This is a genomic window from Microbulbifer regidiadema (SeqCode) (genome assembly GCF_052467605.1).
The window spans coordinates 1,498,353-1,513,819 of the sequence record NZ_CP174316.1 but is presented as its reverse complement, the minus strand read 5'-3'; the positions used below and the strand labels follow the sequence as shown (position 1 = coordinate 1,513,819).

Below are 15,467 nucleotides of genomic sequence, written 5' to 3'. Positions count from 1 at the left end.
TTAAAAGCGGGCGTTTGTGACTTGGGACCGCTATAATCCCGCGCCAAGTTAGTTTGCTTCGATTAAGTTTGTTCGTCCTATGAGTGCTCAAGTTCCAGATCTGTCCGCTATCAATGAATTTCTGCTGTGTCCCACACCCGACGCCTGGGTGGAGGCGGCTCTGAAAGAGCCGGAGATGATGCTGATCGATCACGCCAACTGCGAGAAGAAAGCGGCGGGTACCGCCCTGAATCTGATGTTTCGCTACCTGAATGACTTTGAGCTGCTGAACAAAATGTCGCGCCTGGCCCGCGAAGAGCTCCGTCACTTTGAGCAGGTGCTGGCGATTATGGAGAAGCGCGGTATCGCCTATCCCCATGTGAGTGCCTCACGCTATGCGGCGGGCCTTCGCGCAGAAGTGCGCAGTGCTGAGCCGGGCAGGCTGATCGATACCCTGATTTGTGGCGCTATTATCGAGGCGCGCTCCTGTGAGCGTTTTGCACGAATTGCGCCGCAGTTGGATGATGAATTGCAAAAGTTTTATCTCTCGCTACTGAAGTCTGAGGCGCGCCACTTCCGCGATTATTTGCATCTGGCGCAAAAGGCCTGCGATGAAGATATTCAGCCTAGAGTTCAGGCCCTGCTGGAGAAAGAAAAGGAATTGGTGCAAGGTAGTGATGGGCAGTTCCGTTTCCACAGTGGTGTGCCGGAAGGTGCCGGGCAGTAAAGGCGCCTTAAGTTCTCATTGGGACTCTTAGATTTCCACAATAGCTGACACACTTGGCGATAGCAAAAGAGGCCGACTGGCATGGACTGGCTGGCCTCCACTAGCCTTGGGTAGCATCTTTGTTGGTTTTCCTGCCTGTCTACGCCGCTCTTCAGCCATCTGTTGAGAGTGATAGCCTCTTCCGCCTCGATTACGAGCGGGTTCTCTGCTGATCGTAGGCTGGCTAACACCAATCTCCCTGGCAATTACCCTCTGACTCCAATCTCTTTTCTTTGGCGCCCAAACCTGGCATCGTTGCTCTTCGGTCAGCTGTCGCTAACGTTTTGTCATCACTTAATCTCTTGGTGGAGAAGAAGCGGCAGATGTTACCTTCAGCTAACCGTTCTTTTCCAGATGATTAACTAATGCACTTCAGAGTTGAATGCAGGATATATTACCTTCGCAAATTTCCAGTTTATTTGTCAGCATAACTATTCAGAACTTTCTCCAGTATTCCTTTGGCTTCCAGCGCCGCATCAAGATTTCCCTGAACATGGGCCATTGAGATTGCGCCTTCCTTAAGCAGAGCAGTCAGGCTTGTGATCTCTTCTGTTATTTCCTCTGGAAGAGATAACTCCTCAACATGTTTTCGAATCAATAGCGTTATCCCAGCTTTGTGCTCGGCACAGGCCCGATGGATGGCATTGTCTTGGTCACCGAATTCAGCGCTGGCATTGATAAAGAAGCAGCCATTGAAGTGGCCAATATCTGGAACCTGACTATGAAACCAGTCAGTTAAGGCATTAAATAATTCTAGCAATGCGAGCTTGCCTGCAGGAACATTTTCCAGCCTCGATATCAGCCATGCCCGGTAACTGTGATCACGATAACGTATTGTCGCCTCTACCAAATATTCTTTGCTCGGGAAATGGTGATAAAGCGTCTTTTTAGCTATGCCGGACTCTGCCAACACCAGGTTCACACCCACGGCGTGAATGCCGTGTATGTAGAATAACTTAAAGGCGGTACGAACCAGCAATTCTTGCTTATCCATTGGTAATACCTATATCAGATACTCGAATCTTGACATTGGTAGACAGAACTGTCTACCCTAAAGTAGACCGGCCTGTCTACCATAATGGAGGTTTTCCCTATGTACAATCGCCTGATTACTTCACGTCATTCTGTTTCTTTGCTAGCGGGCCTGGGAGCAATGTTGTGTATTACCGCTCTGAGCAGCTTGGGTAGTGCAATTCAGTCCACCATTTGGCTGATTCCTCCCTTTGGTGCGACGATGGTAATCCTTTTCGGATTACCGGAAAGCCCGCTTGCACAGCCTAGGAACATCATCGTAGGGCACCTTCTAACAACCGCGATCGGCCTTTCTGTAGCAGCTTTAGCGGGAGTTACCCCCTGGTCTATGGGGCTAGCTGTAGGATTAGCGGTAAGCTCGATGCTTCTGACCAATACTACTCACCCACCAGCTGGGGCCAATCCTCTGGTCGTTATGCTCGCAGGTGAACACTGGGATTTCCTGTTGATGCCGGTGGCGGCAGGAACCGTTCTGATTGTGGCATTCGGGGTGCTATACCACCGGCTTATTTCCGGGCAGCGGTATCCAAAGCGATGGTTGTAAGCAGGGTTCTTCAGGCAAACTGAACAGCTTGACCGGCAATAATGCCGGGGGCTCAGTTTGCTCATTTGCATAACGCCTTGCTAAGCGGTGCGGGTTAGCAGGTCCAGTAGTGGAGCCCGTTTTTTTTGGCCGGAGCGATGCTTAAGCAGCTTGGTACACCCAGCATTGGCGTGAACTAATGGGGTGAAAGCCCCCTGTAGGAAGATGGGCTCCATTAAGCGTTAACTACTAGCGAATGGCAACAGCAAGGTCGCGAGGTCTTGTGGGGAGGAAGCCGCTAGCAAAACTACCAGCTGGCCCATGAGTAGACCCTGCCCGCTAGCCACCATCGTGGGATAGAAAAAATGGTGGAACATAGCAGCGCCTCGCTCAGCAATGAGCAAGGTGATTAAACCGAAGTCAGCCGACGGCATAGCAGCCTAATGCCAAGATTAATACCTTGGACCTGAACCTAAATCCATGAGTTAAAAGATAAGGCTAGCCTACCGATATATTTCCAGTCGGTTAACGTTGAGGTAGCGCACTGCCATAACATTCAGCATCGTTGGGTAGAGATTCATTACGGATAGGGAGCCGCCCATTGCGGACCCGCACGATGGGTACGTGCATCATCTCGCTGCTTAAAATTTGCACGTTTGGGTGTTTTTAGGTTCCTCCTCTCACTTCGAATCAAGCCTATCCAGCAATCGGATAAACTCTTCAAGCTCTTTACTGCTGGTAGAGTCCACAGAAAATTTATTGTGGAAAAATACGGTTAGTTTTACTTTGGGGGAATTGATAAAAATTGTATAGCCGTCATAGTCGGTACTGACCGTCAGCCCCTGGTAATGCCACTCATTGCCTTCCTTGTGCCCCTCCTTGGTCGCTTTATCAAATACCCGCAGCGCTTGTTTAACGTCAATCTTCTGTTCGGTATCCATTGCTGCTTGCCCCTGCCACTAAGCTTGTTGTTTTGAGACGAAACGGTCTTTGATCTGGAAGCTTAGACGACATGGGTGCTGACATCCATAGCTCTCCTTCGTATAGATACCTGGAGCCTCTGAACAACCCCGTTATGCCTCTGTAAGCCCCGAAGGGCGGGCCTTGAAGGCCACAGCTGCTGCGTTGCAGCTCTTGTAAAGGACTAGGGCCATTCGCGGCGAATCTGCGTCTAACATCTGTAGCCTTCAAGGCCAGCAGAGGTATTACGGGGTTGTTCAGAGGCTCCTTAACTGGCTGGTCTACCTGGGTTTGCTGCCATTTGTCGTTGGAATCTTTATGCTGTGGTTGGGGTTGTCCATTTTGGGGGGGAGTCCGCGCCTGTTATTAGTGCCGTAATACTCAGTTTTCTCTGTGGTATCTGGTGGGGTGGGGAGGGCGCTGCTGATATTTCGCACTGTCGGGGCGGGACCAGTATTTCTGCATCCGCAGTATCGTGACTTATTTGGTGATAGCTTGCCATCTGTTTATGATCTTGTTGCTCATTTGAAGAGGCTCCCTAGACTTTTAGCAGAGAAGTCATTTTGAGGTAGACCTTATGCAACCTGTTTCCTCAGGGGTGCTCGACCAGCTATTCAATAAAGCCCGAACCCATAGTCACTGGCAGGATAAGCCTGTACCGCAAGTGGTTTTGCAGCAATTGTACGATTTACTTAAGGAGCCTCTGAATAACTCCGTAATGCCTCTGCGGGTCTTGAAGGCTGCAGATGTTAGGCGCAGCTCGCCGCGAATGGCCCTAGTCCTTTGCAAGGGCTGCAACGCAGCAGCTGTGGCCTTCAAGGCCCGCCCTTCGGGGCTTGCAGAGCGATTCACACTCCGCGTTGCGGCTTCTTGATAGGTCTAGACATTCCTGCGAAGCCGCGCCTTGATTGTGAACCGCTCTGCATGCCAGAGGTATCACGGAGTTATTCAGAGGCTCCTCAAGTTTGGGCCCACTAGCGCCAACTGCTGTCCGCTGCGACTGGTGTTTGTGGTTAGCAGGGAGGCCAAGGCGAAGCTCAAGCCGGCCCTCAGCGAGGGGAATATTGAAAAAACAATGCAGGCCCCGGTGACCGCAATTGTTGCTTACGATATGCACTTTTATGAACAGCTGCCGAGGCTTTACCCTCAGGCCCCCGCGCGGGAATGGTTTGCCGATAACCCGGAATATGCGGAGGTAACGGCATTTCGTAATAGCTCCCTGCAGGGAGGCTACTTTATTTTGGCTGCGCGGGCCCTGGGACTCGATTGCGGACCTATGTCGGGGTTTGATAACGCGCTGGTCGATAAAGAATTCTTCAGTGGCAAGTACCCGGCAGCCACATTCTTGCCGGAGCATCTTCCCGCTTGCTCTATAAAATCCAATTTTCTGTGCAATCTCGGTTATGGTGAAACTGAAAAATTGTATCCACGTAATCCTCGATTGGATTTCGATGAGGTGTGCAGAGTTTTGTGAGTTGCTGTGCCTGGCGAAACCGGATAATAGGATCTTTGATTGCTTTATCTTTTACGTATTTTTGTCGAGCCTCTAAGGGTTGTCACTCTATCTTTCTTTGATATAGGTATCTCTCAATATAACAATTTTTAGAGATGCCTATAGGTCGTACTTAAAATCCCTTCATTCTGGTGCTCTGCTAATTGAACATAGAGCTGCATCAATGATGCTCTTAATTTTTAATTGGTAAGGAGAGTTTGAATGGCGAATTTATCTGGTTGCTCATGCGATAGCCAGTCCCTTGAGGGGAGGTTTTCTAACCTGAAGGTTAGGCTTGATGCTATTGGGGATTTTAGTGTGTCAGATGAGTGCTACGAGACCGATATTTCTATAAGCGTCACATTCGATTTTTGTGGGAGTGATTCAGAGGTTGTAGTTCCATTAAGTCTTAGTCAGGTTTCTTGCGGAGAGGTAGAAAGAAAAATTTTAGCGGAAAACTTCATAAGCCTAAGTAGTAATACGTTAGTTGATAGTGTACTTGGTTACGTTGATGGATATTTGAGTCAGACATCTAGTGGGAAACTATTGATAAAAATTGATGGTTTAAAAAACATCCATCCAGTTTGGCCTTCGTAGGGTTGACTTAATCTAATTTAGGAAAATTGTAGCTATGTCTTATTCTATTCCTTTTGATCCGGCACTGACGCTGGGGAATATAGTTCCAAATGATCATATTGAAGTACTTAAAGAGATTGATGGTCTTCAACGTGAAGTTGATAAAGAAAAGGAGAAGCTTAACTCGCAAATCATGTTGAAGCATGAAATTGAGCTTACTAAGCAGGAGCTGGTTAATACGGGGGTGCAGGTAGATAATCTTGAGGAAAAAATTTCTGATATCGCTGAAGAAATTTCTACTACTGCTGAAAATTATGCAGATGTAGCTCTTGCAAAATACCCGGAAATACAGGAGGCAAGGGCGAGCCTCCCCGCGATTAATAGTAGTATAGAGAGCCCAATTGATCTCAATAAAAGTGAGATTAAAAGGACCCCCATCTCTTCCGATTCAATGAGTATGAATGCTCAATATTTTAGCTATGAGGAGAACTTCCAGGCCAGTAGCGATGTTATGGCGCAGATATCTTCGTATATCAGTGCCTCAACCTCTTTTATGGGAAGTTCTCGTTCTGCTGAAATCAGCAATTCAGTGCAGACTCAAATTCAGCAGCAAATCGAGCATCATAGTGTGGCTGGGACACTGCTAATTACTGCCAATTGCACTCATAAGCAGTCTTCAATGTACGCCCCGTTTATTATTGATGTTGACAAGGGGGTACGGGCCTGGAATGCCGTCTTCCAAGATAATGCTAATCTGCTTATCGATACCTCAGATCCGAACAGTATTTGGCAAATTGCAAACTCAGATCCTGCTGAGGAGACGATGAATATTCTCTCGGGAGCGACCTACGGGTCTAGCTTTGTGGGGATGGTCCATGTACTGCGTGATAATACCACTCGCTCTGCACAACAGATGCAGGCTGCGGCTGCCAGTTTACAAGTACAAATGGATGCCGGTAGTTGGTTTGCTGATGTCAGCGGCGGTTTCGGTGTGGATGCCTCTTTTGCTGAAAGCGTTAAGAGTGTATTAAGCTCAAGCAGTATATCCTCCCATGTGACCTTGGTGACCCATGGCGTAATCCCGACGATTCAAGCAAATACCGTTTCCCATGTTATCAAAGGTTTTAGTGATGATGATATGGCGGAGACCATGAATAAGTTGGCCGGTTTACAGAATCGGACGGCAGATAAGCATGATAGTTTGCGCGAGAGTGCTGAGGCAGCCAGGACAGGTGCAAGATTGATTGCATTGGAGTCTGCCAAGCTGGAAAGTGCTGTTACGGCGGTTAAAAAGCTTGATGGTGCTAGTAATAAAATGTTGGATATCGATACTCTGATGACGGCATTTACTTACTATGTTGATCAGGCGGCAGCGGGTGAGGCGGGTGTTCCGATTAATTTCTTTATAAAGCCTATCAATCGCCGTCAACTTGCAGAAATGTGGGTGGCTAAGCACATTCCTGGACGCTATATCACTTCAGATGGCGATGATGGGGGTGTGGATGTGATAGATATGAGTCAATAGCCAGCCGTTTTTATTGGTGCTTGATCCAGCAGTTGCTTTTTTGAGCTGCTGGTTTTTTCACTCTTGTTGACTTTGTCTTGGCTCCGTTACTGATCTGCTATGGTCATTTTGAGGTGTTATTACGGGAACTTTTTGGTGATCCCGTATGTCTGGCTTAAAGGGTATTGCAAATACTTGTACTCTTGGCGCATAGGTTTAGCACTTGATCATACATCTGTGTTAGGTGTGTTGGTACTTTATATGTGGAGGCGACAATGGGCGTGCGGCCTGGTTGTCTGTTTTGTAATTTATAGATTAGATTTTTAGTGTTTTCTGCCCTGTTTGTGTGCCGCTCGGTAGGGGTGTAAGGTGTTCAATAAATTAACAATCTCTTCTTTCCTCTTCTCTAAATTTAAAAGCGTGTTCCTGCCGTTGTAAAATTTTTTCGGCTTTCTTTGTCTCGTCAGGATTTAAAGATTTTTGTTTTTTGAGTGCTATTAAGTCATTTTTTAAATAATAGTCTATGGCGGGTATTGGGGTCTTCAGTTGATGGTTTCAGGTGTGCTTTTGTTTGGCCCTGTACGATGCGTATGGTTTCTTTTGAAACTGATCGAGCTGCCGCAAAAACTGTTTTTTGTCCATGCGGTCATAAAGGGTTGGTATTTTTTCTCTTTAGGGAAAATCATACTGGGGTATTAGTCTGGAGTGGGTAATTTCTTATGCGCTGTGTTTGATCGCGTGGCTTTTATCGTGAGGCGCTGTGTAGAGCTATATATTTCGGGGATTGATCTCGTCTTGAGGTGAGAAATGGTTTTGTAGGCGTGTTAGCTGGCATGCTACCTAAGTGTGTAAGGTGTTGGGGTGAAAATCCGTAGTGGTAGTTCAGTTGGCTTTTGCATTATAAGTATATTCAGGTTTGCGTAAGTCAGAGTCTGTTTTTCTAAGCGTGCTCCCACCAATTGTAAATGGTTTTCTCTGGAGCTGGCAGTGTAGGGGGTCGTAGTGCGCCTCCCTTTCAGGTGGTTACTTGTTGGGGGTAGTATGATTTTCAAGGAGAAGCTTGGAGGTGGTCGTGGTTGCGGATGGTTGCCGTTTAAGACTTTAGGTTGGTATGAGATGTGCCTTATCGTATATGGAGAAATAATAATGAGAGAATTTGAAGGTTTTCATAAGTCAGTGTCATATGGGATAAAGTCTGTTCGCAGGGAGAGAGGTATGACCCAGGAGGAGCTTGCGGAAGCTGCCAATATAAGTGCTGAGTTTGTAAGTCGAATTGAACGCGGGGTTAATAAGCCCTCACTTAAAACTCTATTTTTAATTTGCAGTGCGATGAATGTAGATTTGAGGTTGGTTTTGGATGGGCGGGATATGACGGATTTTGAGAAATTGCCTAAAAGTTTTTCTCGCAGTCAATATGCTTAGACTTCTACCTTGCTTGGGGGCTAAAAGGAGAAAGGTATGGATGATGTGCTTAAAAAATATTTAGTAGAGCAGTTACTGAGTCATGAGGGGGTAGAGTTAAAGACCTATAAGTGCAGTGCTGGCCGGCTAACTATCGGAGTCGGTCGCAATTTGTCAGATAGGGGCGTGTCATACGATGAGGCGCTTATACTCTTAAGAAATGATATTGATTTCTATTTTGGGGAGGTCTCTGAAAAATTGGACTTTTTTAATTCTCTCAGTATGAAAAGGAAGGCAGTTCTTGTAAATATGGCCTTCAATTTGGGCGTGGCCGGTTTGATGGGGTTTAAGAATATGCTGGCTGCGATAGCGGCGGGGGATTATGAGCAAGCTGCTGAGGAGATGTTGAATTCACTCTGGGCCAAGCAAGTAGGTAATCGTGCGATTGAGCTAAGTAAGACAATGATTGCTGGTTAAGCATGCCTCGGATTAAGTCGCACCTTTATGGATAGGGGTTGAGCTAAAAGCAGGGAGGTGGGTGATGATAATGGATGATAGTAAGAGGGCGGACATTGATGCAGGATTTAAAAATCGTGCGATTAACTATATGCCGCGATGGGCCTGGGCATGCTGCGCTATTTTGATGGCCCTCAGTATCGCTATACGTCAGGTTGGCCTGGATGTTACTACGCCACTCAATAGGATTATGACGGCGTACGCTGTACGAATAGAGAATAGTGCTCTGGGAAGAAATGAGGAAAGTTTACTTGAGTTGAAGCGAATCAATGACAGGTTGGAGAGGTTGGAGGCCGTGGCCCATAAACCTTAGTTATAAATGGATATTTTTTATATTTTTGCTTGATTTTAAAGTTTGGATTTGGCGTTTATTTGTGCTGCTGTTGTTTGGTGTGGGGGTATACTTTAGTTGGTTTGGTGGTGCCTTGGGGTACGATAGTATGCCGTGCTTGATTAATAAAATCCGGGTTTAAATGCCATCAAATAAACTGTCGAAACTTTTATAAGGAGCAGGGCGAAAAGGTACTGTGATCTACCGGCCAGAGAAAATAATCAGCGGCGGGCAAACAGGCGCGGATACCGGTGGTTTGCTGGCCGGTCGGCGTCTGGGGATTGCAACTGGGGGCACGGCCCCCCTGAATTATTGGACAGAGGTGGGAGAGCGGGCCGATTTCTTGAAGAGCTTTGGTTTACTTGAAAATAGGTCCCCGGATTTAGCTGAGCGCACCCGGACAAATATTCGCAACTCCGATGCCACAGTTATCTTTGCGAGCCATCTCTCTAGTGATGGTACCCTGCTTAGCATTCAGTATTGCCAAACGCTGAAAAAACCTTACCTGGTGATCAATCCCAGCGATGCCGCACGGGTCCAATTAGTGCGGGCTTTTCTCCATAGAAACCGCCCCAGTGTTCTCAATGTGGCGGGCAACCGCGAGTCGAAGGCCAAAGGTATTACGGCAATTACGGCTGAAACACTTGTTGATGCACTCAAGGGGTAACTTCAGTCGAAGGACCTTTGTATATTTTGTTGTTCGGGGCGCGAGATGGGCGCGCAAACGCTGTACAAACGCTTTGCTAGGGTCTCAACGCAAAAAATTATCCCTCAATAAATCCACCACCTCATCGGCGCGGCCATTGAGTATCGCCTTGAGGCCAAACAGTGCCGTGGAGGACACCTGCTGTGCAGTGACCCCCGGCGGCATCACCAGCTCGACTCGATTGGTCGGCACGCTGAGTAGCGCCGGCCCGTCAGTGGCCAGCCAGCGCTGCATACTCTCCTCCAGCCGATCTGCACTTTCGACACTGGCCCCGCTGAGTCCGCAGGCCTCGGCGACACGGCCAAAGTCTGGGTTGTGCAGGCCGGTGTAGCTGTCGAGAAGCCCTTCGATACGCTGTTCCATCTCCACAAAACCGAGGGCGTGGTTGTTAAATACCAGGACTTTTAGGGGGATGTTCTCCTGTACCAGGGTGAGCAGATCCCCCATTAACATAGTCAGACCGCCGTCGCCGCACATAGCGATTACCTGGCGCCCCGGATACGCCTTGGCTATGCCCAGGGCTTGGGGGTAGGCATTGGCCATGGTGCCGTGGGAGAGGCTGGTGAGAAAAGAGCGCTTGCCGTTGGCGCTGAGGTGGCGGAGCAGCCAAACCATGCAGCTGCCGCCGTCGGCAGTGAATACGGCATCGTCAGCGGCCAGCTTGTTGAGAGTCTGGGCGACAAACTGGGGATGGATCAGGCCGGGGTCAGGCTCCCTGCCGCGCGCTTCCATCTCTTGCAGGTCTTTGCGGTACTGCTTGCGTAGATTGTCGAGAAAAGTGCTGTCGGAGCGGGCCTTGAGCCTGGGTAAAAGTGCCTCAAGGGTGGCGCCCACATGCCCCACCAGACCCATATCCACCGGGGTGCGCCGTCCCAGATGTGCCGCCTGCGCATCAATCTGAATAATCGCGGCTTTTTCCGGGTAAAACTGGCTGTAGGCAAAGTCTGTACCCAGGCACAGCAGTAGGTCGCAGGACATCACCGCCCGGTAGCCCGCCGGATTGCCGAGAATACCGGTCATACCCACATTGCAGGGGTTGTCGTATTCGAGAAACTCTTTCGATTTGGTGGTGTGGGCGATGGGGGCGGCCAGGTGTTGTGCCAGCTTAACAGTTTCACTGCGGGCGTAGCGGCAACCGATACCGCCGTAGAGGGTAATATTTTCGGCCGCATTAATTCTTTGCGCCAGGGCGTCGAGTTCAGAATCCGATGGGCGCGCTATCCAATCTGGTCGATGTACCGACCAGGGCAGGGTGTCCCGGCTTTTTTGTTTAAACAGATCGCCGCTGATTTGCACCACCGCCACACCCTGCTGATTGAGGGCGGTTTGTGCGGCCTGTGTCACCATCCGGCGGGTTTGCTCCGGGTGGGTCAGGGTTTCGCAAAATACCGAGCACTGCTCGTAGAGCCTCTGCTGATCCACTTCCTGGGGGTAGCCAAAGCCCTGTTCTACCCGATCGATACGGGTGGCCAGCAACAGTACTGGGGCGCCATTGCGGTGGCTTTCGAAAATGCCGTTGATAAAGTGCAGGCTGCCGGGACCGGCGGTGCCCGCACAGACACTGAGCTCGCCGGTGAGGTAGGACTCACCCCCAGCGGCAAAGGCCCCCACTTCCTCGTGGCGCACATGTACCCATTCGAGTTCGGTGTCGCGCACTGCGGAAGTGAAGTGATTGATCGTGTCGCCGACAATGCCGTAACACCGCTTGGCGCCGGCCTTAATTAAGGTGTCGACGATAATCTCGGAAACGGTCTGCATGCTGCCTCCACAGGTTTGGTGAAGCTAGTGGCTGGTGGGTTGGCGTATAGAGGCGTATTTTCCTTCCTCAAGCCGAATTGCGGGTTGGAAACTATCGGCCCGTGCGGCCAGCCACCAGTGCCAGTAGGGGGTGTCCTCCGGGGCCTCTATCAGGCAGTTGTGGTCGAGAAAATGCCAGATTCGATCTATGGGCAGGGATTTGGCCCCGTTGATGCGGTGGAACAGGTGGTAGGGTTTCAGGTCGTGGGGGTCGCTGATGCCGGCGCCGGCGATAATATCGCCCAGTGCTTCCAGGGTTTTGGCTTGGAAGGCGGCTGCCCGCCGGCTTTGGACATCCACTACCAGCCCCCGCTGTCGCCTGGGGTCCTGGGTGGTGACACCGGTAGGGCAGGTGTCCGTATGGCAGCGCTGGGACTGGATACAGCCCACCGAAAACATAAATGGGCGCGCGGCATTGCACCAGTCGGCACCGATGGCCAGGCACTTTGCCAGGCCGGATGCCGAGTAAACCTTGCCGCTGGCGGCGAGCTTGACCCTGTCTTTGAGTCCGGCGCCCACCAGGGCGTTGCGCACGATAATGAGCCCTTCCAGCAGCGGCATGCCCACGTGGTTGGAGAGTTCCAGCGGCGCTGCGCCGGTGCCGCCCTCGGCGCCATCCACCACAATAAAGTCCACTAACTTACCGGTTTCGTGCATGGCTTTCATAATCGCCATCACTTCGTAGATATGGCCGACACAGAGTTTGATGCCCACGGGTTTGCCTCCGGAGAGCTCGCGCATTTGCTCGGCAAATTCCAGCATTTCAATCGGGGTGGAAAACATCGCGTGTGAGCGGGGGGATACACAGTCCCGGCCGGGGGGCACCTTGCGGGTGGAGGCAATTTCTCGGGTGACCTTGGCGCCGGGCAGAACGCCGCCATGGCCGGGCTTGGCGCCCTGGCTCAATTTAATTTCGGTCATTTTTACCTGCTCGTCACAGGTCTCGCGGAATAAATCCGGGTTAAAACTGCCGTCGTCGTTGCGCGCGCCGAAATAGCCGGTACCCAGCTCCCATACCAGGTCGCCGCCGTGTTTGCGGTGGTAGGGGCTGATACCGCCTTCCCCGGTATCGTGATAGAAGCCGCCGAGAGCGGCGCCTTTATTGAGCGCCTCAATGGCGGCTGCGGATAGGGCGCCAAAGCTCATCGCGGAGATATTTAACAGGGCGGCCGAGTAGGGCTGTGTGCAGCGCCCCTTGCCCACCTCAGTGCGGCGGGAAATATCGGGTTTTTCTGCCGGCTTTATCGAGTGGGACAGCCAAATATATTCCTCTCCCTGAACGTCTTTTTCCGTGCCGAATGGGTGCATATCGGAAGAGCCCTCTGCGCGCGCGTAAACCAGCTGCCGGGCCTCGTGGCTGAAGGGCCTTCCCTCCTCATCCCCCTCTACAATATAGGCGCGGAAATAGGGGCGAAGATTGAGGAACATCCAGCGGATGCGCCCGGCTACCGGGAAGTTGCGCGTGATACTCCAGTGGGGCTGGAATATATCGTAGAGTCCCAGCAGGACCAGCGCGGTGCTAATAAGTAGGGCCAGCAACCACCAGGCGCTGCCGGTAAAGGTGAGCACCAAAAAACAGGGGGTCAGAATCAGTGCGGTAACAGGGATAATTGCGCGCTTTATCCCATTCCGGCCGGAATAGGCGCGCCAGGGGTTGGAGGTGCTCATAAACCCGGTTCAGCGTCGTTGCGTAAAGTTCCGATACTGAACCTAGATCATTTGTGCAGAAGCTGCCTCGATAAGGCCGAGTATTGGGGCTCTAAATAATTTAGAGACCCCTTAGCTGGCTGCGAGGGTGGGTGGGGCGCACTGCTCGGTCGGCAACGTCTCTATGGCGGTGACCACCGAGTAATCCTTTAGCTCGGCCAGGATTTCTTCCAGTGTGAGCAGTTGCCAGCAAGCGTGTGCGCCGCGCTGTGCCATCTCGCCGCGCAGGAATTTTCTTGCCAGGGCGGCGGCCGGTGCTGCGGGAATCCAGGGGCCGTCGCCATCCAGGCCGAGAATCTGCCACTGCCTGCCGACTCTTTTGCCTTCGCGGTCTTCTCCCGTAGCGCGAATAATCATACCGCCATGGAGGCTGCCGCCGGGCCAGCGGGCGCTGAGCTTGTGGGCAATGCGTGCGAACTGAGAGCTGGTTGTTGGCAGGTTTAAGCGCGAGAGCTGGGCGCAGAGGGATAGGCCCGCCTGGAGTATCAGGGGCTCTGTGCCCGTAGAGAACACTGCGCTAGATAGTCCTGGCAGGTGTTTGGGGCACAGTTCCAGGTCCGGCACTTCAAAGTCGCACAGCCAGCGCCGTCCCACTGGGTGGGCCAGGGTTACGGAGCGCAAGTGGTTGCCGGCAAAAGACTCCCGCCAGCGCCCCTTGCGCAGCTGGGGGAAGCTCATTCCCAGGGACTCAAAACCCGAGCGCACCGTAGCGAGTCCGTGCTCAACTTTATGTGCGGGGGCGATGGCGATCTGGATTGAGTGGATAACCGGCAGTGTCTGCTGGATTTCTGCCAGGGCTGCCGAGCTGAGCCCGGGCAAGCTGCTGGCCCCGGATACCATGGTAATACCGGCGGCTTCGGCCATTGGCGACAGGCGGTGGAAGTCGCACACAAAGCGGCGCGCATCGGAGATGTCGATATAGGGGGTGCGCGCCTCGATACAGGCTTTGGCAACCCGGTAATCGGTTTCCCTCTGGAAGGGGCCCGCACAGTGGATTAACAGATCCAGGTGCAGGGCTTTGAGTTGTGCGGCCAGGTTGACGGAGTCCCGCTCCAGGCGCAGGCCCTCCGCCAGTCCACCGAGTGCCCGGGCGCGCTCATCCGCTAGCGCCTTGCTGCGGCCGGCAATAATCAGCTGGATATTGGGCTCGGACTTCAGCAGTTGCGCGATGCGCGCACCAAAATCACCGTAGCCGCCGAGAATCAATACGCGTTTATTCAGGTTGTTGATCACCTGGATGGAACTCCTGTCCCTTTTGCTCTGTAACGATCATGCATCGGGCCGCCGGCTTAAATCAAGAAAATCTTGGTTGGGCTTTTTGCTCTATCGCTGTGGAGTTGTAGCATCGGGGAGGGGATCAGGGGACGTTGAAGGTATTGCGTGAGGCGCTGCCGATTGGGCGGCGCCCCATGCAAAAGGCGGGGCTAGTCTATGGGCCAGTGGAGTAGCTCCAGCGAGCCTTTATTCGCTTTCAGGCACCAAGCGTTCTTATCCCAGTCTCCCAGCACAATACGCTCCGCCGCTTCACCGTTGAACGTCAGCGCGTGGCGGGCGGGCCGGTGGGTGTGGCCGTGGATCAGGCGATGCACATTGTGCTCGAGCATAACGCGCTCCACTTCTTCCTGGGTCACATCCATGATGTCTTCCGCTTTGCGGCTGTTCATACTCTTGGATGCCATGCGAATTTGCGCGGCAATAGCGCGGCGCTCCTGCAGGGACTTGCTCAGCAGCTGCCGCTGCCAGTTGGGGTCCCGGGCCTGGCGGCGGAACGCCATATACTCTTTGTCGAGGGTGCAGAGACTGTCACCGTGCATAAGCAGCATGCGCTCCCCACCGACAGACAGTGCAGTGGGGTCCTCAAGCAAGGTGGCCCCTGCGCGCTGGGCAAAGTCGCTCCCCAGCAGGAAGTCCCGATTGCCGTGCATCAGGTACAGCTCGACCCCGCTCGCGCTGTAGTGACTTAACTCGCGAATAACCTCTTCGACCAGAGGGGCATCGTCGTCGTCGCCGATCCAGGCTTCAAAGAAGTCGCCGAGAATATACAGCGCCTCGGCACCGGCTGCCCGCCCGTGCAGAAAATCAAAAAACGCCCGGGTAATATCCGGGCGTTTTTCGTCGAGGTGCAAGTCAGAAATAAAATAAGTAGACAATGTCCCCGCCTTAGAGTCAGTGCTGAC

The 15,467-nt window shown here is 51.9% G+C and carries 15 protein-coding genes; 9 read left to right on the top strand and 6 right to left on the bottom strand.

The window, feature by feature from the left end; genetic code table 11:
- Positions 1-79 precede the first annotated feature (79 nt).
- Positions 80-706, top strand: a complete 627-nt coding sequence (locus ACJJIF_RS07325) for a MiaE family protein (protein WP_444931575.1) — start codon at positions 80-82, stop codon at positions 704-706.
- 454 nt (positions 707-1,160) lie between these two features.
- On the opposite strand, the gene ACJJIF_RS07320 is transcribed toward ACJJIF_RS07325, so the two are convergent.
- Positions 1,161-1,739, bottom strand: coding sequence for a TetR/AcrR family transcriptional regulator (locus ACJJIF_RS07320; RefSeq protein ID WP_444931574.1), 579 nt, complete (start codon positions 1,737-1,739; stop codon positions 1,161-1,163).
- Positions 1,740-1,838: 99 nt separating this feature from the next.
- On the opposite strand from ACJJIF_RS07320, the gene ACJJIF_RS07315 reads away from it, so the two are divergent.
- Entirely contained in the window at positions 1,839-2,321 is a 483-nt protein-coding gene (locus ACJJIF_RS07315; RefSeq protein WP_444931573.1) for an HPP family protein, read from the top strand.
- Positions 2,322-2,980: 659 nt separating this feature from the next.
- Here the strand turns inward: ACJJIF_RS07315 and ACJJIF_RS07310 are convergent.
- Positions 2,981-3,241, bottom strand: a complete 261-nt coding sequence (locus tag ACJJIF_RS07310; protein ID WP_444931572.1) for a DUF3081 family protein — start codon at positions 3,239-3,241, stop codon at positions 2,981-2,983.
- 929 nt (positions 3,242-4,170) lie between these two features.
- Here ACJJIF_RS07310 and ACJJIF_RS07305 point away from each other — a divergent pair.
- The 7 genes from ACJJIF_RS07305 to ACJJIF_RS07275 all read left to right on the top strand — a co-directional run bounded on the left by ACJJIF_RS07305 (position 4,171) and on the right by ACJJIF_RS07275 (position 9,747).
- Complete coding sequence (locus ACJJIF_RS07305; protein ID WP_444931571.1) at positions 4,171-4,734, top strand: malonic semialdehyde reductase; 564 nt, start codon at positions 4,171-4,173, stop codon at positions 4,732-4,734.
- A 240-nt stretch (positions 4,735-4,974) separates the two neighbouring features.
- The gene (locus ACJJIF_RS07300) at positions 4,975-5,349 is read left to right on the top strand and encodes a hypothetical protein (RefSeq protein ID WP_444931570.1); all 375 of its coding nucleotides are present in this window, start codon (positions 4,975-4,977) and stop codon (positions 5,347-5,349) included.
- Between the two features lie 34 nt (positions 5,350-5,383).
- On the top strand, positions 5,384-6,853 hold the full coding sequence (locus ACJJIF_RS07295) for a hypothetical protein (RefSeq protein ID WP_444931569.1): 1,470 nt from the start codon (positions 5,384-5,386) through the stop codon (positions 6,851-6,853).
- Between the two features lie 1,020 nt (positions 6,854-7,873).
- Positions 7,874-8,254: a type II toxin-antitoxin system RelB family anti-toxin gene (locus ACJJIF_RS07290; protein ID WP_444931568.1), complete on the top strand. Its 381-nt coding sequence runs from the start codon at positions 7,874-7,876 to the stop codon at positions 8,252-8,254.
- Between the two features lie 36 nt (positions 8,255-8,290).
- Positions 8,291-8,710: a glycoside hydrolase family protein gene (locus tag ACJJIF_RS07285; protein ID WP_444931567.1), complete on the top strand. Its 420-nt coding sequence runs from the start codon at positions 8,291-8,293 to the stop codon at positions 8,708-8,710.
- 70 nt (positions 8,711-8,780) lie between these two features.
- Positions 8,781-9,062 (top strand): hypothetical protein, encoded by a 282-nt coding sequence (locus ACJJIF_RS07280; RefSeq protein ID WP_444931566.1) that lies wholly within the window; start codon positions 8,781-8,783, stop codon positions 9,060-9,062.
- A gap of 214 nt (positions 9,063-9,276) precedes the next feature.
- On the top strand, positions 9,277-9,747 hold the full coding sequence (locus ACJJIF_RS07275) for a YpsA SLOG family protein (RefSeq protein WP_444931565.1): 471 nt from the start codon (positions 9,277-9,279) through the stop codon (positions 9,745-9,747).
- A gap of 84 nt (positions 9,748-9,831) precedes the next feature.
- On the opposite strand, the gene ACJJIF_RS07270 is transcribed toward ACJJIF_RS07275, so the two are convergent.
- The 4 genes from ACJJIF_RS07270 to ACJJIF_RS07255 all read right to left on the bottom strand — a co-directional run bounded on the left by ACJJIF_RS07270 (position 9,832) and on the right by ACJJIF_RS07255 (position 15,440).
- Positions 9,832-11,544 (bottom strand): thiamine pyrophosphate-dependent enzyme, encoded by a 1,713-nt coding sequence (locus tag ACJJIF_RS07270; protein WP_444931564.1) that lies wholly within the window; start codon positions 11,542-11,544, stop codon positions 9,832-9,834.
- A gap of 24 nt (positions 11,545-11,568) precedes the next feature.
- Entirely contained in the window at positions 11,569-13,251 is a 1,683-nt protein-coding gene (locus ACJJIF_RS07265; RefSeq protein WP_444931563.1) for an FMN-binding glutamate synthase family protein, read from the bottom strand.
- A 111-nt stretch (positions 13,252-13,362) separates the two neighbouring features.
- Positions 13,363-14,523: a saccharopine dehydrogenase family protein gene (locus ACJJIF_RS07260; RefSeq protein ID WP_444931562.1), complete on the bottom strand. Its 1,161-nt coding sequence runs from the start codon at positions 14,521-14,523 to the stop codon at positions 13,363-13,365.
- Positions 14,524-14,714: 191 nt separating this feature from the next.
- Positions 14,715-15,440, bottom strand: coding sequence for a UDP-2,3-diacylglucosamine diphosphatase (locus ACJJIF_RS07255; RefSeq protein ID WP_444931561.1), 726 nt, complete (start codon positions 15,438-15,440; stop codon positions 14,715-14,717).
- Positions 15,441-15,467 lie beyond the last annotated feature (27 nt).

What these genes read in the sequence shown, in the direction of transcription:
- ACJJIF_RS07325 (WP_444931575.1), top strand. Translation starts at nt 80, where the DNA reads ATGAGTGCTCAAGTTCCAGATCTGTCCGCTATCAATGAATTTCTGCTG.
- ACJJIF_RS07320 (WP_444931574.1), bottom strand. Translation starts at nt 1,739, where the DNA reads ATGGATAAGCAAGAATTGCTGGTTCGTACCGCCTTTAAGTTATTCTAC.
- ACJJIF_RS07315 (WP_444931573.1), top strand. Translation starts at nt 1,839, where the DNA reads ATGTACAATCGCCTGATTACTTCACGTCATTCTGTTTCTTTGCTAGCG.
- ACJJIF_RS07310 (WP_444931572.1), bottom strand. Translation starts at nt 3,241, where the DNA reads ATGGATACCGAACAGAAGATTGACGTTAAACAAGCGCTGCGGGTATTT.
- ACJJIF_RS07300 (WP_444931570.1), top strand. Translation starts at nt 4,975, where the DNA reads ATGGCGAATTTATCTGGTTGCTCATGCGATAGCCAGTCCCTTGAGGGG.
- ACJJIF_RS07295 (WP_444931569.1), top strand. Translation starts at nt 5,384, where the DNA reads ATGTCTTATTCTATTCCTTTTGATCCGGCACTGACGCTGGGGAATATA.
- ACJJIF_RS07290 (WP_444931568.1), top strand. Translation starts at nt 7,874, where the DNA reads ATGATTTTCAAGGAGAAGCTTGGAGGTGGTCGTGGTTGCGGATGGTTG.
- ACJJIF_RS07285 (WP_444931567.1), top strand. Translation starts at nt 8,291, where the DNA reads ATGGATGATGTGCTTAAAAAATATTTAGTAGAGCAGTTACTGAGTCAT.
- ACJJIF_RS07280 (WP_444931566.1), top strand. Translation starts at nt 8,781, where the DNA reads ATGGATGATAGTAAGAGGGCGGACATTGATGCAGGATTTAAAAATCGT.
- ACJJIF_RS07270 (WP_444931564.1), bottom strand. Translation starts at nt 11,544, where the DNA reads ATGCAGACCGTTTCCGAGATTATCGTCGACACCTTAATTAAGGCCGGC.
- ACJJIF_RS07265 (WP_444931563.1), bottom strand. Translation starts at nt 13,251, where the DNA reads ATGAGCACCTCCAACCCCTGGCGCGCCTATTCCGGCCGGAATGGGATA.